General features: G+C 37.5%; 16 protein-coding genes and 9 tRNA genes. 18 read left to right on the forward strand and 7 right to left on the reverse strand.

All coding sequences use genetic code 11. The annotated features are described in order from the left end of the window. Positions 1–15: 15 nt before the first annotated feature. From ABH961_RS23700 to ABH961_RS23755, 12 genes are all read left to right on the forward strand, one after another. Positions 16–91, forward strand: a tRNA-Asp gene (locus ABH961_RS23700). Between the two features lie 14 nt (positions 92–105). After that, positions 106–181, forward strand: a tRNA-Phe gene (locus ABH961_RS23705). Positions 182–195: 14 nt separating this feature from the next. Further along, positions 196–271: transfer RNA gene (locus ABH961_RS23710), tRNA-Thr, on the forward strand. A 10-nt stretch (positions 272–281) separates the two neighbouring features. Beyond that, positions 282–357: transfer RNA gene (locus tag ABH961_RS23715), tRNA-Lys, on the forward strand. Between the two features lie 13 nt (positions 358–370). Further along, positions 371–441 (forward strand) — tRNA-Gly (locus ABH961_RS23720). A 10-nt stretch (positions 442–451) separates the two neighbouring features. Then, positions 452–528, forward strand: a tRNA-Ile gene (locus tag ABH961_RS23725). Positions 529–535: 7 nt separating this feature from the next. Next, positions 536–610, forward strand: a tRNA-Asn gene (locus tag ABH961_RS23730). Between the two features lie 6 nt (positions 611–616). Next, positions 617–707 (forward strand) — tRNA-Ser (locus ABH961_RS23735). 5 nt (positions 708–712) lie between these two features. Then, a tRNA-Glu gene (locus ABH961_RS23740) sits at positions 713–784 on the forward strand. Between the two features lie 136 nt (positions 785–920). Next, a complete protein-coding gene (locus ABH961_RS23745; RefSeq protein WP_098131968.1) occupies positions 921–1,415 on the forward strand; it encodes an RNA polymerase sigma factor in 495 nt (164 codons plus the stop codon). Beyond that, positions 1,402–2,382, forward strand: coding sequence for an anti sigma factor C-terminal domain-containing protein (locus ABH961_RS23750; RefSeq protein ID WP_098131967.1), 981 nt, complete (start codon positions 1,402–1,404; stop codon positions 2,380–2,382). The genes ABH961_RS23745 and ABH961_RS23750 overlap by 14 nt, the downstream gene beginning before the upstream one ends. Before the next feature lie 431 nt (positions 2,383–2,813). Further along, positions 2,814–3,758 (forward strand): L-lactate dehydrogenase, encoded by a 945-nt coding sequence (locus ABH961_RS23755; RefSeq protein WP_048541166.1) that lies wholly within the window; start codon positions 2,814–2,816, stop codon positions 3,756–3,758. A 326-nt stretch (positions 3,759–4,084) separates the two neighbouring features. Here the strand turns inward: ABH961_RS23755 and ABH961_RS23760 are convergent, their stop codons facing one another. Further along, positions 4,085–8,308 (reverse strand): S8 family serine peptidase, encoded by a 4,224-nt coding sequence (locus ABH961_RS23760; protein ID WP_098152847.1) that lies wholly within the window; start codon positions 8,306–8,308, stop codon positions 4,085–4,087. Between the two features lie 32 nt (positions 8,309–8,340). Then, positions 8,341–8,946, reverse strand: a complete 606-nt coding sequence (locus ABH961_RS23765; RefSeq protein ID WP_098047218.1) for a CalY family protein — start codon at positions 8,944–8,946, stop codon at positions 8,341–8,343. A gap of 471 nt (positions 8,947–9,417) precedes the next feature. Here ABH961_RS23765 and glgB point away from each other — a divergent pair, with 471 nt between their 5' ends. From glgB to glgP, 5 genes are all read left to right on the forward strand, one after another. Then, positions 9,418–11,355: a 1,4-alpha-glucan branching protein GlgB gene (gene glgB, locus ABH961_RS23770; RefSeq protein WP_000382600.1), complete on the forward strand. Its 1,938-nt coding sequence runs from the start codon at positions 9,418–9,420 to the stop codon at positions 11,353–11,355. Then, on the forward strand, positions 11,303–12,433 hold the full coding sequence (gene glgC / locus ABH961_RS23775; protein WP_000057613.1) for a glucose-1-phosphate adenylyltransferase: 1,131 nt from the start codon (positions 11,303–11,305) through the stop codon (positions 12,431–12,433). Before glgB ends, glgC begins: the two co-directional genes overlap by 53 nt. A gap of 18 nt (positions 12,434–12,451) precedes the next feature. Beyond that, positions 12,452–13,486, forward strand: a complete 1,035-nt coding sequence (gene glgD / locus ABH961_RS23780; RefSeq protein ID WP_000504143.1) for a glucose-1-phosphate adenylyltransferase subunit GlgD — start codon at positions 12,452–12,454, stop codon at positions 13,484–13,486. Between the two features lie 113 nt (positions 13,487–13,599). After that, positions 13,600–15,030, forward strand: a complete 1,431-nt coding sequence (gene glgA, locus ABH961_RS23785) for a glycogen synthase GlgA (protein WP_002203738.1) — start codon at positions 13,600–13,602, stop codon at positions 15,028–15,030. Between the two features lie 18 nt (positions 15,031–15,048). After that, a complete protein-coding gene (glgP, locus tag ABH961_RS23790; protein WP_098047220.1) occupies positions 15,049–17,457 on the forward strand; it encodes a glycogen phosphorylase in 2,409 nt (802 codons plus the stop codon). 120 nt (positions 17,458–17,577) lie between these two features. Here glgP and ABH961_RS23795 read toward each other — a convergent pair whose 3' ends face one another. The 3 genes from ABH961_RS23795 to ABH961_RS23805 all read right to left on the reverse strand — a co-directional run bounded on the left by ABH961_RS23795 (position 17,578) and on the right by ABH961_RS23805 (position 19,468). Continuing rightward, a complete protein-coding gene (locus ABH961_RS23795) occupies positions 17,578–17,712 on the reverse strand; it encodes a hypothetical protein (protein WP_000911073.1) in 135 nt (44 codons plus the stop codon). Positions 17,713–17,788: 76 nt separating this feature from the next. Beyond that, positions 17,789–18,511, reverse strand: a complete 723-nt coding sequence (locus tag ABH961_RS23800) for a lipase family protein (RefSeq protein ID WP_001260119.1) — start codon at positions 18,509–18,511, stop codon at positions 17,789–17,791. Between the two features lie 174 nt (positions 18,512–18,685). Then, on the reverse strand, positions 18,686–19,468 hold the full coding sequence (locus ABH961_RS23805; protein ID WP_001147830.1) for a TIGR00266 family protein: 783 nt from the start codon (positions 19,466–19,468) through the stop codon (positions 18,686–18,688). Positions 19,469–19,789: 321 nt separating this feature from the next. On the opposite strand from ABH961_RS23805, the gene cspD reads away from it, so the two are divergent. After that, entirely contained in the window at positions 19,790–19,990 is a 201-nt protein-coding gene (gene cspD / locus ABH961_RS23810) for a cold-shock protein CspD (protein ID WP_001193052.1), read from the forward strand. A 43-nt stretch (positions 19,991–20,033) separates the two neighbouring features. Here the strand turns inward: cspD and ABH961_RS23815 are convergent, their stop codons facing one another. Both ABH961_RS23815 and ABH961_RS23820 read right to left on the reverse strand, forming a co-directional pair. Then, on the reverse strand, positions 20,034–20,765 hold the full coding sequence (locus tag ABH961_RS23815) for a yteA family sporulation protein (protein WP_098079229.1): 732 nt from the start codon (positions 20,763–20,765) through the stop codon (positions 20,034–20,036). A 148-nt stretch (positions 20,766–20,913) separates the two neighbouring features. After that, positions 20,914–21,867: a 1,4-dihydroxy-2-naphthoate polyprenyltransferase gene (locus ABH961_RS23820; protein WP_098498991.1), complete on the reverse strand. Its 954-nt coding sequence runs from the start codon at positions 21,865–21,867 to the stop codon at positions 20,914–20,916. Positions 21,868–21,930 lie beyond the last annotated feature (63 nt).

The following is a 21,930-nucleotide window of genomic DNA, read 5'->3' on the forward strand; positions in this document are numbered from 1 at the left end:
TCCCCGCAACCAAATGGTCCCGTGGTGTAGTGGTTAACATGCCTGCCTGTCACGCAGGAGATCGCCGGTTCGACCCCGGTCGGGACCGCCATTTTTTTACATAAAGGCTCGGTAGCTCAGTCGGTAGAGCAGAGGACTGAAAATCCTCGTGTCGGCGGTTCGATTCCGTCCCGAGCCACCATTTTGAAGTCGCAAGCCGACTTAGCTCAACTGGTAGAGCAACTGACTTGTAATCAGTAGGTTGGGGGTTCAAGTCCTCTAGTCGGCACCACTTTCAAAATGAGCCATTAGCTCAGTTGGTAGAGCATCTGACTTTTAATCAGAGGGTCGAAGGTTCGAATCCTTCATGGCTCACCATTTACAATTTAATGCGGGTGTAGTTTAGTGGTAAAACAAGAGCCTTCCAAGCTCTGGTCGAGAGTTCGATTCTCTTCACCCGCTTTTCAATTATGGGCCTATAGCTCAGCTGGTTAGAGCGCACGCCTGATAAGCGTGAGGTCGATGGTTCGAGTCCATTTAGGCCCACCATAATTATTCCGCAGTAGCTCAGTGGTAGAGCTATCGGCTGTTAACCGATCGGTCGTAGGTTCGAGTCCTACCTGCGGAGCCATATTATAGAGAAGTACCCAAGTGGCTCAAGGGGCTCCCCTGCTAAGGGAGTAGATCGCGAACGCGGTGCGAGGGTTCGAATCCCTTCTTCTCTGCCAGAATTGGCCCGTTGGTCAAGTGGTTAAGACACCGCCCTTTCACGGCGGTAACACGGGTTCGAATCCCGTACGGGTCATACTAAAAGAGATAGCATAATCTGCTATCTCTTTTTTGTTGTGTAAAGGTGGACTTTGAATAGTCTGCTTTTTTTTATGGGTTTCTTGTATACTTTTTTCTATTTAGATCGTCTAACTAATAGAAAGGAGAGAGCGATGGAGTATGAAAAAGTCATTATAGAATCATCTAGAAGCATTTATAGATACTTGCTTAAAATTGGAGTAACACCAGCAGAAGCAGAGGATATCGTTCAAGATACGATACATAAAGCGTTAGTATCTATACCGAATATGAAAATTACGTATATAAAAACATGGTTATTTCAAGTTGCGATTAATAGGCATCGTGATCTAGTGAAAAGGCGAAATCGTATTGAACAAATCCCGATTGAATCTGTTCAATTAATTGGAGCAAAAGGATTAGATGAACCACTTTTAAGAAAAGAGCTTCAAGTAGAAATACAAAGCATACTCGGAAAGATGAATCCGGTATATAAGCATATTCTTTTATTAAAGTATGATTATGGACTTTCTTATAAGGAGATAGCAGCCGTACTAGAGATGAAAGAAGAGACCGTACGTGTTTCTTTGTACAGAGCTCGCAATGAGTTTAAAAAGCTTTATAGGAGGTTTGAAGATGGGCAGAGATGATTTTGATTTTGATATAGATTCAAGTAAAGTATCAAAAATGTTGAAGAAGGCGAAGCGAAGACAATTATTAAAAATAATCGTAATTTCAATTGCACTTTTTATTGTTTTATTCTCCGGCTCTATTATAGGAATTTCACAATTGAATAATAGAGCTTATCTAGCTATGGATCGTGACGTAAATATGATAAGACAAATTACAAGGCCTAATACGGAAAGAGGGGTAGCAATTACTTCTAACGGTTTATTTAAAAGCACGATAGAGTATAAAACATATAAGGTTATTGAGGGGAAACCTGTTAAGTGGGAAGATGAAGTGTATGAGTATAAAGTTTGGAATACATTTCGCCGATTATCGGATGTAAACCCATTAACAATAGCAGATAATGTTGTAATGGGGAATGAGCGTATTAATAAGGCGAGTGAATTGTACAATAATCAAACAATGGAAAGAGAGATGCAATTTTATCTGCCATTTGCTTCATATAATAGTTATATAAATGATATAGAGAAAGTAAAAAGTGAAAATAAAGTAGCTGAATTGGCTATATCTTTTGATAAACCACATAAGGTGTCTGAAATAAAAAAGATGCTGCCAGAAGGGATTCATCCTGTTTGGTATTGGGTAGATACGTATGATGATAAAAAATCATATTCTATTAATGATATGACCGAAAGTGCTTATAATGTGTACGGTTTTAAAGCAAAACCAGGTGATATTGAATTTGGAAATGGAACGGAAAAAGATTTCCTTTTAGCAATTCAAAATGGGCTGGAGCAAAAGGGAAAGTATTATGAGGAATATAAGCGTATATATGACTACCTAAAAGGAAAGAAAACAAAACCAAGTGAGCAGGATGTAAAAGTCATTGGAGTAGTTGTGACAGGAACGGCTGCGGATTTACAGAAGTTAAATGGTCAAAATTTCGTAAAAGCTGCTGTATTAGGAGCTACTGCGGAAAATAAATAAAAAAGCTGTCTCTAATAGATGATCTATTGGAGACAGCTTCTTTATGTTGTCATTATTGTCGGGTTTGTCGGTAAGTCGATATTCCTTGTCGAATCGTTGATATATTTTGAGTTACGGTCGATATATTCTAAAAATCGTTGATATATTTAAAGAATCGTCGATATAATTTCACTTACCGGTAAAAACGGAACAATTTCACGTTCACAATCTAAAGAAAACGCCTCCATTGAGATTGATTTCATACTTGATTTAATAACTTTACACTCTATGTGAAAAAGTTCACAAATAGGTCATAATTTGTGAAGTAATTCACAATTATACGTGCTACAATATGAATGTAAAGAAGTTAAACAACATTAAATTAGTATTTTAATTAATTACTTAAACAATCATAAAAAAATAGATGTGAACAATAGAGAGGGGAAATTACCATGAAAAAAGGTATCAATCGTGTAGTATTAGTAGGAACAGGAGCTGTAGGTTGTAGTTACGCTTACTCAATGATCAACCAAGGTGTAGCTGAAGAATTCGTATTAGTAGATGTTAATGAAGCAAAAGCAGAAGGGGAAGCAATGGACTTAAGCCATGCGGTACCATTCTCTCCATCACCAACAAAAGTTTGGAGCGGTAGCTATGCAGATTGTAAAGATGCAGATCTAGTTGTTATCACTGCTGGATTACCACAAAAGCCAGGTGAAACTCGTTTAGACTTAGTTGAGAAAAATACAAAGATCTTTAAACAAATCGTTCGCGGCATTATGGATAGCGGGTTCGATGGAATTTTCTTAATCGCTACAAACCCAGTTGATATTTTAACTTACGTAACTTGGAAAGAATCTGGTTTACCAAAAGAGCGTGTAATCGGTTCTGGTACTACTTTAGACTCTGCTCGTTTCCGTTACATGTTAGGTGACTACCTAGATGTAGATCCACGTAACGTTCATGCTTACATCGTTGGTGAGCACGGTGACACTGAACTTCCAGTATGGAGCCACGCTACTGTAGGTGTACAAAAGTTAGAAACAATCTTAGCTAACAACGAGCAGTACAAACAAGAAGACTTAGATAAAATCTTCGAAAATGTACGCGATGCAGCTTATCATATCATCGAACGTAAAGGTGCAACTTACTACGGAATCGGTATGTCACTACTTCGTGTAACTAAAGCAATCTTAAGCAACGAGAACAGCGTATTAACTGTATCGGCATACCTTGAAGGTCAATATGGTGAGAAAGATGCTTTCGTAGGTGTTCCAGCTGTTATTAACCGCGAAGGTGTACGTGAAATCGTAGAACTTGAGCTAAATGAAGAAGAAAAAGCGAAATTCGCTCATTCTGTAAAAGTATTAAAAGAAACAATGGCACCAGTACTATAATAATTGCTAAATAATTCAGAGGCGGGAAACTGCTTCCTACCTCTGAGTTTTTATATAATTTAATATAAATTCCTTTTCCGGTTTCCCTTGTATATCCCCAATATACCCCTTTTGCTGGATAAGGGTCGTTTATAGAAAAGAGCACTCTACTTTATATAGAGTGCTCTTTATTATCCCGCTATTTGCCGGGCAGTAAGATCCCCACCTCAAAATGCAGCGAAAGCAACGAAGTTAGTTTGGTGATCAACTGCTCGTAAAAGCCCGATTGGTGAGGGCTAATAATCAGTGGGGGATGAACACCCCCCACTGATTAAAGTTTCACTTTATCATTTTTTAGGTGTTAATCCTAATTTCTTTAAAATATCTGCCAGTGTACCGCTTTTTGATTTTTCAACAGGTATTTGTGATTTAGATGCATCCGGTCCTTTTTTCAAGAAGTTCTTTTCAACGAAACGAATATCTTTTTCGTCGACAATGCCATCTTTGTTAAGGTCGCCGTCTTTTACAGATAGTCCTTTTTTACCATAGTTGCTAGCGATAATTTCAGCATCTTTTATATCAATTACTTTATCTCCATTTACATCACCGGCAAGATTTTCATCAGGTCGTGCATAATAATATTGGCCAAGCAGCTTACCATCTTTTTCAGTACCTAATTTCGTTGTTAGTCGGCTTGTTAAATGCCCTGGAACCTCCACGTATAAGTTATAATCACGTTTATTAACAGGAAGTCCATTTAGTTTAAAGTAACCGTATTTATCAAGTGAGCCTTCAAACTTATGACGGTAAGAATCCGTTGCATATACTTTTACACCAAGCTTTGTATAATCGAATTTCTCATCTAAATATCCACGTTCATTTAAGAATGCACCAGGTTTAATATTTCCTTCTACTTTTGAGTTTAAAGACATAACTGAGAATGTTTGATCTTGAAGGACACGCATTCTATTTGGCTCTGATTCACCTTGTTTCCAGTAAGCAAACACTGCTAAATCTAATTGAGCATTTGCTTCATAAAATTCATCATTTTCTACTTTGAAAGTTACATCAATGAACGGGAAATCACCATCTAATCCGCCGAAGTTTTTATCATCAATAGCCCCGCCTACTGTAACAGAACCTTCTTCTAGTTTCGGTTCATTTACTTTTGCTGTTACCCCTTTTTCGGAAAGGAGCTTTTCAAAAGCAGGATTCAATTTCGCATTTGCAAATTTGAAGTTTTTCTCTAGGAATTCTACGTTAAATTCTCCAGACACAAATTGTTTTACATGTTTGGCGTTTAGCGTCACAGTGAATTCATCATCTTTATATAATTCCTTTTTATCGTAACTAGCTTTTGCATATTGAGCGCCTTGCGGGATAAACCAATAGTTATTTACACCGCTCGGGTAGTCAGGACCTGCAGTTGCATAATCGAAAATATATACGCCTGTATTCATTGGGCCTTCCACCTTAAAGGATTCAGGAGTAATGCCAACTTTAAAGTCACCATTTGCATTAATAGGCAAAAACTTATGCAAGTATGGAGAATAATCATAGTACATAACACCGTTCGCTTCTTGCGTAATGTTAAATCCTTTTCCTTTTAAGTAGTCAACGTTAGAATCATATACATTTCCTTTAATCCATAGTGCTTTTTTACCGTCTTCTACTGTATAGTTTTCTTCATTTAATTCATAAATACCAGGCTGTAATCCAGTTAATTTCACTTCTGGCGGTGTATTATCAATTACGACATAATCGCCTTTCACACGTGCTTTTCCGGCTTTATCATAGCCAACAAATTCAATTGTGTAATCACCTTCTGGTAAGTCGATTTTCTCATCACCAATTGGTTTTGCAGGATCATTTGTAAAAGGATACACTCTGCCGTTAAAGAATGAATCTAAGTAGTAATACACGTCCGTTTTTAGTCCACTCGTGTTTAACGTTCCGATGAAGCCGAGAGCCTTATTTGTTTTCGAATCTTTCACGATAAGATCTAACGTCTCCAGTTCGCTATTTAATTGGAATGCCCCGTGCAAATACGATTCACGGTATGGATTGAATGTAGATGTATCAGTTGAGATTGTTTTTCTTGATAACAGTGCATTTTCAATACCAGGCTCTGATACACGAATAGAGAACGGAATTTGATACGTTTCTTCTTTATTTTTCGTGTTTGTAATATGGATGTATCCTTCATATCGGCCTTGCTTTGCACCAGCTGGAATATTAATTTTTGCTTCAATTTCATCTGATTTGCCGGCATCAATCGTAATTGTTTCAGCAGTAGAAACTTTTACACCGTTTGCGGCAGCATCGTTAATAGCAGAAGATGCTGGTGTATAAGAAATTTCTGTTTTAAATTCTTTCTTCTCTTGTTTATTGCGATTTTTAACTTTAATTTTTCGTTTTTGTTCAAGAGATTCCCCGTCTTTTTGATAGTACTTACCGAATGCAATGGATCCAGTTTCTTCAGGTACTTCAATCACTTCATCATTTACAATTGTTTTTGTCGTATCTAACACTTTAAAACTTGTTTCCGTATGAACAGAGTTATAAGCATCTACTCGTCCAGCTCCCACTTCATATACGGAATACTTTTCTTTTAAATCATCAGCTGTGTTCATAAGAGATGCTTTTACATCGAATGGAGAGTATTCTGGATGTTCTTGTAAAATAAGAGCCGCAACGCCAGCGATATGAGGAGATGCCATAGATGTTCCTTGCATACGTTCATAGGAAACATCGTAATTTTCGCCCTCTTGTGGGTCGTTAATATATTCAGGTACTGTTGAAAGTACCGCAACACCAGGTGCTGTAATATCAGGTTTAATATCATCATTTGATGTAACAGGGCCGCGTGAGCTAAAGTCTGCAAGATGATCGCCTTCTGTTTGAATGTAATTGATTTCATCGAAAGTAAAGGATGTATTACCTTGTTCGATTTGAGCTTTTAGTTTTTCACCATCTTCTTTCGTTAGGCGGAATGCTGGAATGTATTTTGTGCTTTCGCCAACGTAGAAAGGGATTTCTCCGTCCACATTGTTATAAATAATAACTGCTTTTGCACCAGCTTGTTTCGCATTCGCGATTTTTTCATCAAATGAGAGTGTACCACGTGCAACGAGAGCAATTTTTCCTTTTACATCTTTTTTACTAAATTCGTCAGGCGTACCGATTCCGACAGATTCAATAGGTAAGGATTGTCCTTTGAAATCTTCTATTTTATCAGTGAAGTTTTTGCCGAATAAAATTAGGTTAGGGAATTGTAATTGTCCAGCATGACTTGATAATTTCGGTAAGGAAATAGAGCTATCACTTGCTCCAACTGTAATAGCAAATGGAGAAGCACCTGGTGATCCGAGTGTCGCTGGATTTGGACCAGAGTTCCCAGCAGCAACGACTGTAACAACACCAGAAAGCATCGCATTATTAACAGCGATAGACGTTGGATCAAGCGGATTGTTGTTATCGTCACCTAACGATAAGTTAATGACGTTCATACCGTCAGAAATAGATTTATCAATTGCAGCGATAATACCAGAACTATCTCCACTTCCGTATGGACCGAGTACACGATAGTTATACAGTTCAATGTCAGGTGCAACACCTTTTACTGCGGAATCTGATTTGTTTTTCTTTTGAGCAGAAACGATACCTGCTACGTGAGTACCATGCGCAGTGTAGAAGGAAGAACCACGATCATCAAATTCAGGAGCACCAGATTGTTGCCACTCTGCATACGTAGTCTCCATCGGATCTGCATCGTTATTAATAAAGTCCCAACCTTTTACAGAGTTTGGGTCTATTTTGCTAGAGTCCTCGCCATTTTTTGCACGGTATCCTTTATAAACATCTTTTAAGTCAGGATGATTGTAATCAATACCTGTATCTAATACACCAACTTTAATTCCTTTTCCAGTAATGCCCTCGCTATGTAACTTATCGACTCCAATTTGCGGAATGCTATCTGTTAGTTTTTGAGGTGCTTTCTGCTCTGTTTGTTTTGGTAAATTTAATTTCACTTCGTAATCTTTCCAAATACGTTTTACAACGCCAATGCGTAACAATTCTTCAACTGTATTTGCAGGTAATGTTAGAGCAACACCATTTATTGCATGTTTATAAGAACGTTTAATTTGTACAGATTGGAAATTCCCTGATTTTACTGACGGGCTAAATTGATAAAGACGTTTGAGTCCTTTTTGAAATTCTTCATGTTCTTGATCAATACGTGCTTTTATATTTTCAGGAGCAGCTTGTAATCCTTTTTCTTTTTGTTTTAATTCATTAATCTTTACTGGAGCCGTTTGAAATTCTACAATGATATTTACTGGTTCGGAACTACTCGTATTAATATCTGGGGAAATAGTAAAACCAGGATTGGCATCTAACGTTTGTAATGCTTGGCGCTGTTCTTTAGAAAGTTTTGATAGTAAAGACTGGGCGTTTGAAGAGTCAATTTGGTTAATAGGGTTTTCAGCAAGTACATTGAACGGAAGGGTAGTTGAAAATAGAACACCAGCCGTTACAATTCCGGTAACAAAACGATTTTTCTTTTTCATATATAGGCCTCCGATAATTTATATTTTAAAAATTATTTCTCCACGCCTGGTGTTTGCTCTGCATGGAATGTCCAGTTTAGCTGCAGGGAATCACCTTGGAATTTATTTTGATCTTGGTCGTTGTCTTCAAAGGAGAAGAGAACGTGTAAATAATCTGTTTCACCAGATTTAATACCATCTATTAAGTTATGACGTTCTAGAGAAGTAGCTACATCCTCCGGTTTCATAGTTTTTAATTCTGATAGTTTTGTTTCCCACAAAATTTCATGATCATCGTTTGGATTAGATGGCTTTCCATCATTCACTAAAAATTTGACGGTGATGTGATCACCTAAATCTTCACCAGCATTATTTTGCTTTGCATCTGTAACCTCATAGGATGTTTCAAGTGCTACTTTTGCAATATCTAATGTTCCTTTGTTTTCAAGCTTGAAATTTCTTTCAATCAAATCACCTGGTTTTAAATCTTTCACATTAACAATTACGCTTGGGTTAATAGAAAGATCTAGTGTACCAGCTTGAAATGAGTTACTGGATGTTTCAGAATCACTGAAATAGGCGAATACACCGCCGAATGTAAGGGATAAGCCAAGCGTTGCTGTGACAACTCCCATTCCAACTTTTTGTTTTAATGACATAAGAAAGCCCCCTAATATAATTTTTTATCGAACTTTCGCCTGGAGCATGGATAGAGTAAACATAGTGTTTCAGTATGAATTATAGCTGCGAAGGTTCGGTGTTCTTTATTGAGAACAAGTATATGCTTATGAATTTTCCATTTCAATAAAATTGTGACGAAAAATGTTGAGAAACATTTTTTTATGACAGATTATTTTGTTACGATTTTAAATGATAACTAGCGAGTAAAATAGGATAAATCTAATGAAATAAAGGTTGAGAAATAAATAATAGGATGAAAGACTAGTAGGGAATGAAGCGTTTGCAATGAATATTCGTCAAAATTCGATATTTTACACAATAAATTTGAATATTTTAAGCGGAATTAAAGAAAAAAACGAATGTTTTTAAAAAAATAACAAGGATATTTCAGTTTTTCGCAGAAATGATAAAGAGTAAAAAATTTCTGTCATCTTAGTGAGGTGAACATATTGGATGTAATAAATTGTGAAGAAGTGAAACGAGATGAGTTTCATACAGAAAAGTACTATGACAGTTATAACATCTTTGGGGCACATATTGTGACGGAAGATGGGATGCGAGGTGTACGATTCACAGTATGGGCTCCTCATGCGAAAGCAATGAGTGTTGTTGGAGATTTTAATGAATGGGATTATGAGCAACATAAGATGCTACAAGTGACAGAAGAGGGGATTTGGTCCTTGTTTGTACCGCATATTGAAGAGAATGAGATATATAAGTATGCGATTGAAACGATGGATGGTGACGTTATTTTAAAAGCAGATCCTTACGCAGTATATGCAGAAGTAAGACCAAATACGGCATCTGTAGTTTTTGATATAGAGGGATATGAATGGAATGATAAAAACTGGATTCGTAAGAGAAAGAAAAAATCGATTTATAAAGAAGCGATGACAGTTTATGAATTACATTTCGGTTCTTGGAAAAAGAAAGAAGATGGCGCTCTGTATTCTTATAGAGAAATGGCCGAGGAGCTCATTCCGTATGTGGTGGAACATCAATTTACACATATTGAAATTATGCCGCTTGTTGAGCATCCATATGATCGTTCTTGGGGATATCAAGGGACGGGATATTATGCAGCGACAAGTAGATTCGGCACGCCACATGATTTGATGTATTTTGTCGATGAATGTCATAAATATGGAATCGGTGTCATTTTAGATTGGGTGCCGGGGCATTTTTGTAAAGATGCTCACGGTTTATATTTGTTTGATGGGACACCGACTTATGAATATAAAGATATAGATGTACAAGAAAATCTAGTATGGGGAACTGTTAATTTTGATTTAGGGAAGAGGGAAGTACGTAATTTTTTAATTTCAAATGCGTTATTTTGGATGAAGTACTTCCATATTGATGGTTTCAGGGTGGATGCAGTTGCGAATATGCTGTACTGGAATAAAGAAGGACAAGAGCAAAGTAATGAGTACGCTGTTTCATTTTTACGAGAGTTAAATGAAGCGGTGTTTGCAGAAGATGAAGATTTTCTTATGACAGCAGAAGATTCAACAGCTTGGCCACTTGTAACAGCTCCAACGTATGAAGGTGGGCTTGGGTTCAATTACAAATGGAATATGGGCTGGATGAATGATGTGCTGAAATATATGGAGTGTGCGCCTGAGTATAGGAAGTATATTCATGAGAAAATGACGTTCTCTTTAATATATGCTTACTCTGAAAATTTCATATTACCGCTTTCTCATGATGAAGTCGTTCATGGGAAAAAGTCGTTATTAAATAAAATGCCAGGAGATTACTGGGATAAGTTTGCTCAACTTCGTTTATTATATGGATATTTCTTTACTCATCCAGGTAAGAAATTACTCTTTATGGGTGGAGAATTCGGGCAGTTTGATGAGTGGAAAGACCTTGAAGATTTAGATTGGAATTTACATGATTTTGAAATGCATCGTTATATGCATGATTACTTTAAAGAGCTCATAGCATTGTATAAGCGCTCCAAACCACTTTGGCAGCTTGATCATTCACCTGAAGGATTTCAGTGGATAGATGCTAATAATCATGAGCAAAGTATTTTCTCGTTTATCCGTCAAGGGGATAAACAAGAAGATGCGTTAGTTGTCGTATGTAATTTTACGAAAGCTACATATGAAAACTATAAAGTAGGTTTGCCAGATTTCGAGTATTATAACGAGATTTTAAACAGTGACGCTGAGCAATATGGCGGATCGGGGCAGGTGAATAAGAAACGTCTCAAGACGATTCAAGAACCGTATCATAATCAAGCGGCACATGTAGAAATTACAATTCCACCATTTGGCGTATCCATATTACGACCAGTGAAGACGAGAAAGGGGAGCAAAAAACAAGATGGCTCAAAAGCAAAAGTGCGTAGCAATGTTACTAGCAGGGGGAAAAGGTAGTCGATTAAGTGCATTAACAAAAAATTTAGCCAAGCCAGCTGTTCCATTTGGTGGTAAATATCGCATTATTGACTTTACGCTAAGTAACTGTGCGAATTCTGGTATTGAAACGGTTGGGATTTTGACGCAATATCAACCACTCGAACTTCATAATTATATCGGAATCGGCAATGCTTGGGATTTAGACCGAGTAAGCGGTGGAGTCACAGTGTTACCTCCTTATGCGGAGTCTTCAGGTGTGAAGTGGTACACAGGTACAGCTAGTGCCATTTATCAAAACTTAAACTATTTAAGTCAGTATGAACCAGAGTATGTTCTGATTTTATCAGGCGATCATATTTATAAAATGGATTACAGTAAAATGCTAGATTACCATATTGAGAAAGAAGCGGACGTTTCGATTTCTGTTATTGAAGTGCCGTGGGATGAAGCGAGTCGCTTCGGTATTATGAATACGAACGAAGAGATGGAGATTGTTGAATTTGAAGAGAAACCGCAATTTCCAAGAAGTAATCTTGCATCAATGGGAATTTATATTTTTAACTGGGCAATTTTGAAAGAGTATTTAGAGATGGATGCAAGAAATCCTGAATCTAGTAATGATTTCGGAAAAGATGTACTTCCGCTTTTATTAGATGAAGGGAAAAAGCTTATGGCGTATCCGTTTGAAGGATATTGGAAAGATGTTGGAACGGTGAAAAGCTTATGGGAAGCGAATATGGATTTACTTCGCGATGAAACATCGCTGAATTTAAACGATCGTAATTGGCGTATTTATTCTGTGAATCCAAATGAGCCACCTCAATATATTGCAGAAAAGGCAAAAGTAGAAGAATCACTTATTAACGAAGGATGCGTCATTGAAGGGGATGTGAAGCATTCTGTATTATTCCAAGGGGTGACGGTGGAAGAAGGTAGTATGGTTATTGATTCTGTCGTTATGCCAGGAGCGAAGATTGGTAAAAATGTTGTGATTGAAAGAGCGATTGTTGGATCGGAAATGGTTATTGAAGATGGAACAATTATTCGTCCAGAAAAAAATGTCGACGATGTAGTACTCATTGCTGAAGGGAAATAGAAAAGGGGGATGAAATGAATGGGAGAAAAAATGTTAGGAATTATTAATGCAACGGGAAGTTTTCCTTCCTTAAAGAAAGTAACAGGGCATCGTTCATTAGCGGCGTTACCATTTGGGGGCCGTTATCGACTCATTGATTTCATGCTTTCAAATATGGTGAATTCTAATATTCATAGTGTAGCGGTTTTTACAAGTCATAAAAACCGTTCACTAATGGACCATGTTGGTTCAGGAAAACAGTGGGATTTAGATAGAAAAAGAGACGGACTGTTTTTATTCCCGCCAAATTGCCAATGTGACCAAGATGAATTTGGGTCTTTTGCACATTTTAGAAGACATATTGATTATTTTTTAAGAGCTAGAGAAGAATACGTTGTTATTACGAATAGCCATCTCGTAACAGCATTAAATTTTCAAGCGGTGTTAGAGCGACATATACATACGGCAGCTGATATTACTGAAGTTTGCCATGAAGGGGTTTCGCTTCAAACATACGTGTTAAAGAAACAATTATTGTTAGATTTATTTGAGACATATAAAGATGTGGAGCAATACAGTTTATTTGATGTAGTGAGAGAAAAGCGCGGAAAATCACTGCATATTGCTACGTATGAGCATACAGGATATGTAGCTATTATTGATTCAATTGAAAGTTACTATAAACATAGCTTAGAAATTTTGCAACCTGCTATTTGGAAGCAATTATTTAAGAAAGAAGCACCGATCTTTACGAAAGTAAAAGATGAACCACCAACTCGTTACCTGAAGGGTGCAGCCGTGAAAAATACAATGATTGCAAACGGCAGTATTATTGAAGGAGAAGTAGAAAATAGTGTTATCTCCCGTTCTGTTAAAATTGGAAAAGGCTCAATTGTTCGTAATAGCATTATTATGCAAAAGAGCAAAATTGGAGATAATTGTATAATAGACGGTGTTATTATTGATAAAGACGTGAAAATTGGTGACGGTGTTGTACTAAAAGGAAACGCCGATGAGCCATATGTTGTAGAAAAAGGAAGTATTCAAAGCAGCACGATTAATAGTTATTCTTAAAAGAATCAGTGGGGGTTTTTCCTCCACTGATTAAAGCATTCATTCAAATGAAAACTCGAAGGGAGGAAGCTGCAAGGGAAGTCGTATAAGCTTTTCGTGCAGTGGGACAACAAGTGAATATTTTATTTGCAGTATCAGAATGTGTACCATTTGTTAAATCGGGAGGATTAGCTGATGTAGCAGGTGCGCTCCCAAAAGAGCTGAAAAAATTAGGTGTGGACGTTCGCATTATACTTCCAAATTATAGTCTTATTCCGCAAAAATTAAGGGATGGATGTACGTTACATAAAGTAATTAACGTCCCGCTTGGGTGGAGAAATCAATATTGCGGAATTTTAAAAGGTGAGCAAGACGGGATTACGTATTACTTAATAGATAATGAATATTATTTTAAGAGAGATTCTTTATATGGTCATTATGATGACGGAGAGCGTTTTTCTTATTTTTCGAAAGCAGTTTTAGAGTGTATTCCGCATCTTGATTTCGAAGTGGATGTTCTTCATAGCCACGATTGGCATACAGCTATGGTGAATTTCTTACTGCGTGAAAAGTATCAAGATAATCCATTATATGAGCATATTAAAACGGTGTATACGATTCATAATTTGCAGTTCCAAGGTGTATTTCCTCCTGAAGTGATGTACGACTTGTTAGAACTTGGTGATGAATATTTTCATAGTGAGCAGCTAGAGTTTTATGGAAATGTGAACTTTATGAAGGGCGGAATTATTGCTTCTGATCAAATTACAGCGGTTAGCCCGACATACAAAGAGGAAATTCAATATGAGTTTTTCGGTGAGAAGTTAGATGGGTTGTTACGAAAAAATAATGGTAAGCTTAGCGGCATCGTAAATGGAATTGATACGAGCGTATATAATCCAGAAACAGATTCGTATATTACTGCTCAGTATGATGCAGAGTCATTAGAGGAAAAGAATGAAAATAAACGCGCCTTGCAGCGTTATTTTGGTTTGCCAGAAAAAGAAGATACACCAATTATTTCGATGGTAACGAGATTAACGAAGCAAAAAGGTCTTGATTTAGTACGTACTGTATTCCGCGAAATAATGGAGGAAGATGTGCAATGTATTATTTTAGGATCAGGTGATTCTGAATATGAACAATTCTTTGAGTGGATGGCATACGAGTATCCTGAGAAGGTAAAAGTGTATATCGGATTTAATGAAGAACTAGCCCATCAAGTGTATGCAGGAAGTGATTTATTCTTAATGCCATCACTATTTGAACCGTGTGGACTTGGACAACTTATCGCATTAGCGTACGGTACAATTCCGATTGTAAGAGAGACAGGCGGATTAAATGATACTGTACAATCTTATGACGAAGAAACTGGAGAAGGAAATGGTTTCAGTTTCACGAACTTTAATGCGCATGACATGTTGCACACGGTTCTTCGTGCGATTGAATTTTATCATGATAAACCGGTATGGGAGCAGCTTGTAAAACAAGCGATGACTGAAGATTATAGCTGGGAGAAATCAGCTCTTGCCTATAAGAAATTGTATAAAAGTCTCATGGAATAACATGTAGGTGGTGAAGAAATGTTTACTCATGTTGAAAGTTTCAAATCAGCTTTTCTAGAAAAGTTAGAGACGATGTATGGTAAAAGTTTTAAAGACTCTACAACTCGTGATCAATACAATACGCTTGGGTACATGGTACGTGAGTATATGAATAGTCAATGGATTGCAACGAACGAAAGTTATCGGTCTGGAGAGCAAAAGCAAATGTATTACTTATCCATTGAGTTTTTACTTGGGCGTTTGCTTGGAAGTAACATATTAAATTTAGGCATCAGGGATGTATGTGAGCAAGGACTTTCTGAGCTTGGGATTTCTTTGCAACAGTTAGAAGAGGTGGAAGCAGATGCAGGTCTTGGAAATGGTGGACTTGGACGATTAGCAGCCTGTTTCCTTGATTCACTTGCATCTTTAAACTTACCAGGTCATGGCTGTGGAATTCGTTACAAGCACGGCTTATTTGATCAAAAAATTGTTGATGGTTATCAAGTTGAATTTCCAGAACAGTGGCTTCTTCATGAAAACGTATGGGAAGTAAGAAGGCATGATCAAGCTGTAGAGGTAAGTTATTTCGGCAATGTTGAACCGCTATACATTGACGGGCGTTTAGAGTTCAGGCATACGAATGCAGAAGTGATTATGGCAGTACCATATGACGTTCCAGTAGTAGGTTATGAGACGAGTACTGTAAATACACTCAGACTTTGGAATGCTGAACCAGTTCCTTTCCCGCAAAATTGCAAAGATATTTTGAAATATAAGCGTGAAACAGAGGCGGTATCGGAGTTTTTATATCCAGATGATACGCATGATGAGGGGAAAATACTTCGTTTGAAGCAACAGTATTTCCTCGTATCGGCAAGTTTGCAAAATATCGTTCGTATGCATAGAGAAAGATATGGTGATCTTCGTCAATTACATGAGAAAATTGCGATTCATATTAATGATACACATCCAGTTTTGGCGATTCCAGAACTAATGCGTATTTTATTAGATGAAGAAAAACTAGCATGGGAAGAAGCTTGGCACATAACAACGCAAACGATTTCTTATACGAATCATACGACGTTATCAGAAGCGCTTGAGAAGTGGCCAATTCACATTTTTAAACCGTTATTACCGAGAATTTATATGATTATTGAAGAGATTAATGAACGTTTCTGTCATGAACTTTGGGAACGTTATCCATATGAATGGCATCGTATTGAAGAGATGGCGATTATTGCGCATGATCTTGTGAAAATGGCTCATTTAGCAATTGTCGGTAGCCATAGCATAAATGGTGTAGCAAAAATTCATACGGAAATTTTAAAGCAACGTGAAATGCGATTGTTTTATGAGTTTTATCCAGATAAGTTTAATAATAAAACGAATGGAATCGCTCATAGACGTTGGCTAATGAAGGCGAATCCACAGCTGACGAACCTTATTTCAGAGGCGATTGGAACAGAGTGGAAGAAAGAACCGATTAAGCTTCAAGCGCTGCAAACAGTTCAATACGATGCGAGTTTCCAAGAGAAATTTGCAGAGGTAAAACAAGAGCGTAAAGAGATTTTAGCGGAGCGTATTCATAATAAAATGGGGATTACAATTGATCCTAATTCTATTTTTGATGTGCAAGTAAAAAGACTACATGCTTACAAACGACAATTATTAAATGTTCTTCATATTTTATATTTGTATAACCGTTTGAAAGAGGATGCTAGTTTTACATTTTATCCGCGTACTTTTATCTTTGGAGCGAAAGCATCACCTGGCTATTACTATGCGAAAAAAATTATTAAATTAATCAATGAACTCGCTAGGAAAGTGAATAATGATCCGTACGTAAGCCAATATATGAAAGTTATCTTTCTAGAAAACTATCGAGTGTCTTTAGCGGAAGATATATTCCCAGCCGCGGATGTGAGTGAGCAAATTTCAACCGCGAGTAAAGAAGCATCAGGAACAGGGAATATGAAATTTATGATGAATGGTGCGATCACACTCGGAACGTTAGACGGAGCTAATGTTGAAATAAAAGACCGAGTCGGTGATGATAACTGTTTCATTTTTGGCTTAACAGCGGAAGAGGTTCTTCATTACTATCAAAATGGTGGATATCGTGCAAGTGATTATTATCACCACAATATGCATATTAAAAAAGTAGTAGATCAGTTAACGAATGGCTTCTTTGCACATTCGGGAGCTGAATTTGAAGCAATTTATGATTCTCTCGTAATTCAAAATGATGAATACTTCGTTCTGCGAGATTTTGGTCCATATGCGGAAAGGCAAGAAGCTGTTGGTAGAGCGTATGAAAACCGAACGAAGTGGCTAGAGATGTCGATTTTAAATATTGCACAGTCTGGTCATTTTGCGAGTGATCGAACGATTTTACAGTATAGTAATGAGATTTGGAGTATTGGTAATGCCGTTACACAGTATTAAGTGAAAGTCCCTTTTGAAGGGACTTTTATTCATGGAGACAAAGTATATTCACTTTTAAAAGAGGAATATAATTGCTAAAAACCGAGCTTAATCTCATTAAGCTCGGTTTTCTTTTTTTGCTTAAGAAAGAAATGGGATAGCGGTATATATGATACCTGTTCCACCATATTCTCCCGTCGCAAAGTATGAAAATGTAAAGAAACCTGTAAACGTAAAAATTACAATGAGAAAAAGTGCAAAGATAAATTTTAGCATGTAAGGTCCCCTCATCCAAAAATAACTTCATATATTATTATAGTATAAGGATATAGGGTTTCCAATCATTACCTGGTTAAAAATGAGAAGTCAGACATGTTTTGTATGTTGTCATGGCATGATTATTTGTAATAGATTTTGTGTTTTTTGTAAAAGTCATGTTGTGATGAACGTGTGCATATTCCCAGTCTTGGTCATTAAAATGGACATTGCGCGGAGGGAGAAGAGGAACGACATCAAATAGATTAACGAAGCGAAAGCTACTAGCTACTTGTAGTTTATAATAATTACGAAATGCAATATCGCCCACTTTGGGAGAGGCAAATGTATAAAGACCGTACTGTGCGAAGGCGGTGTTGATACGCGCATCGAGTATATGTAGTGTGGCGAGCGCCCCGCCTAAGCTATGACCTGTTGCAAGGAGTTTTTTATGGGCTGGTAGTGATACGAGCATATCCATAATAGAATCTCGGCAAGATTCATAAATGGAAAGAAAGCCGTTATGGACATTTCCGCTGTTTAAAGCATATGGGTATGGTTTTTGGTTAACGAGTGAATCGATAATCCAGTCTGTATCTGTTTGTGTTCCGCGAAAAGCTACAATAATCGTATCCTCAGATTCTAGTATGAATCCGAACCATTCTGTCGTTTGAATGGTTTTTCCTTGAAAGCCTTGTACATATTGAAAACCATCCGGTATTTCGAAAATCCCATTTTGTTTATATTGTTCATACGTTAACTCACAACAAGAAGCTAACAATATGGCGGTATCTTTATCGAAGGATAAAGGAGTACGCATTAAGGAAGCCCTCCTTAAGAAAAGGTATAGTTCAATATATGCAGTGAGGGACTTGATTCATTCTTTTGGAGGGGGCAAATAGTTTGTATCGCGTATATAAATTAGTGGATGAAATTATAGCGACTTATGGACGAATCATGCCAAAATAAAACAGCACCCCATAAGGGCACTGTTTTACTCTTTTCCATCTAATAAACGTCCAAGTCCGCCTAAAACGCTGCCTTCACCGCTGTTTTGAGCTGCTGGGCTTGTAAGGCGTGCTGCTAAACGGCTAAGTGTTAAGGACTGAATCCAAACCGTTCCAGGACCTTCTAACGTTGCGAAGAATAAACCTTCGCCGCCAAATAGAGCTGTTTTTACTTTTCCAACGAACTCGATATCGTAGTTAACGTCTTTTGTCATGGCAACGAGACAACCTGTATCGATGCGAAGTCTTTCGCCAGGTTTTAATTCACGCTTATATACAGTTCCTCCTGCATGCATGAAAGCGAGTCCATCACCTTCAAGTTTCTGCATGATGAAACCTTCACCACCGAAGAAACCAGTTCCAATTTTTTTCGTAAACTCAATTCCGATAGAAACGCCCTTTGCTGCACAAAGAAACGCGTCTTTTTGACAAACGACTTTTCCTTGATATTGTGTTAAATCAACAGGGATGATTTTTCCTGGATAAGGAGCGGCGAATGATACGTGGCGCTTGCCATGACCTGTATTTGTAAAGACAGTCATAAACATACTTTCACCTGTAACAAGACGCTTACCAGCGCCCATTAATTTACCGAATAGACCACTAGATGGGCCAGAACCATCACCGAAAATGGTTTCCATTTCGATATGATCTTCCATCATCATCATTGCGCCAGCCTCTGCGATAACGCTTTCTTCTGGATCTAATTCAATTTCAACAAACTGCATATCATCGCCATATAATTTATACTCGATTTCATGTGCTTGCATTTTTTCACCTCATTATATGTAGTAATTATATTGTACAGAAATCAAAGGAATTAGAATACTGTAGATTTGTTAATTTTTGAATAAAAATAGAATGAAAATTTAAGGTTATACTAGGATTATAAAAAACGATGGGTTGAAAGTGTTCTCATTTGACGTTTTTGACATAGCATGATATAGTGAAAATACTATTGAGCTACATAATGTGGTACGGAAATAAAGCACGTTGTATTAAAGGCTGTAAGCTTGTTATACATTCATGTCCTTTATATCCACCTTTTCATGTGGATTCATAGTTTCATTTTTATTTAGGAGGTACATGACATGCAAACAGGTAAAGTTAAATGGTTTAACGGCGAAAAAGGTTTTGGCTTCATCGAAGTTGAAGGCGGAGAAGACGTATTCGTACATTTCTCAGCTATCCAAGGCGACGGCTTCAAAACTTTAGAAGAAGGTCAAGAAGTTTCTTTCGAAATCGTTGAAGGAAACCGCGGACCACAAGCAGCTAACGTTACAAAAAACTAATTAGCTAGCGAAAAAAAGCATTCCGAATTTCGGAATGCTTTTTTTATTCTTTGGAGCTAGATTCATTTGAAGATAACTCGCCTTTGAAAGTACGCTCTTCAAAGTCATCAAGCATTTGTTCATACTCTTCATGTTCTTCTGTGGCGAAAACTTGAGGATTTTTGCCATACATGTCTGTTCCTATAAAATTTTCGAAATCCTCTACATACCCAATATTTTCTTCACTATTTACGTACATGCCATTATAGTTTTTGGAATCCTGTCTTTCTAAATCGGACGGTGTTTCTGATGTCCCATAATTTGCGACATCTTGCCATGCATCTTCAGCATCGTATTCTACAGAATGATCTTCGTCGTGCTTGTGAAAAGAAGGAGCCAACACCTCTTCTTCAACTGGTCGCGTGTTCAAATTTAATTTATTTGTAGTGTGCTGAATACATGTTGTAGCGGTTGGCATTGCCTCTAATCTTTCAAACGGAATTTCTTCGCCAGATACTTCGCAAATTCCATACGTACCTTCTTCAATTTTTTGCAGGGCATGTTTTGTATCTTCTAGCTGCTTATGCCAAAATTCGATGAGCCCGAAATCTTTCTCACGTTCGTACAATTCTGTAGCCATATCACCTGGATGATTGTCATAGCTAGATAATTCTCCAACAGAATCGCGTTCAGAAGCACGATCTGTATTCTCATGAGTTTGTATTGTTTGTTCAACTTCTTGCTGTTGTTTTTCTAAAATAGATTTAAATTGATTTATTTGTTGTGGAGTTAACATAGTCGTCCACCTTCCTACAATTCAGTTTCTTTACATAGTATGAGCGTCGAGAGGAGGAATTATGAGCTGAAATTGGTATATGAAAAAGGAGCCACGTTAGCAGCTCCTTTTTATCCCGCATTAACGGGCAGTTGATTAAAGTTTCACTTTATAGGAAATATCCAAGCAATAATCCGATTCCCATGAGGAGACCGAAGATTGTATTTGTTTTTGCTGTGGCAATCATTGCAGGTACCATTTCCATTGGAATGCTTTTGCCGATAAAGCCTTTCGTCGCTTTAAATGCTTTCGGTGCACTTAAAAATACGATAAGCATCCATGGTGATACGATGTTAACGATAATTAGAGCGATTGTCCAAATATAAGAAACGATGAACATAGAAGCGAGTACACCAACGGCTCTTTCGCGTCCAACGAGAATTGCTAACGTTTTACGACCGTTTTCTTTATCGCCATCTAAGTCACGAATGTTATTAGCTAATAATATGGCACCAATTAAAATGGAGCTTGGAATAGATAGTAAAATGACTTCTGATGTTACAGTTCCAGTTTGAATAAAGAATGAAATCCCAATAATAATGACACCCATAAATAGTCCGGCTGTTAACTCTCCAAATGGTGTATATGCAATTGGAAGTGGACCGCCTGTATAAAGGTAAGCAACAGCCATACAGACAAGACCGATTGCCGCAAGCCACCAGCTAGAATTCATACAAATATAAACACCTAATAGTATTGCGATGCCGAAAAATCCAAATGCTAAGTTAAGCACCGTTTTTGGCTGAATGCCATCGCGAACGATAGCGCCGCCGATACCAACTGACCCTTCGTGATCAAGTCCTCTTTTATAATCAAAGTATTCATTAAACATGTTTGTTGCTGCTTGAATGAGAAGACAAGCGAGAAGCATCATAAGGAAAAGAGGGAGATGTATTTGATTTATGCCTCCGACCTGCATTGCATATGCTGTTCCGATGAAAACAGGAACGAAAGCTGCTGTTAATGTATGGGGACGTAGTAAACTCCACCAAATGCGCCAGCCTGTTTGCTTACTTGGCTTTGGCGCCGTAGGAGAGGAATTCGTTTCGACGTTCATTTCCATGTTGAATCCTCCTTTGGTCACATATTGTACACAACTAAGTGTAGAAAAAGCATCATTTAGTGT

This window comes from Bacillus sp. RC251 (assembly GCF_044908765.1).
Lineage (GTDB): Bacteria > Bacillota > Bacilli > Bacillales > Bacillaceae_G > Bacillus_A > Bacillus_A wiedmannii.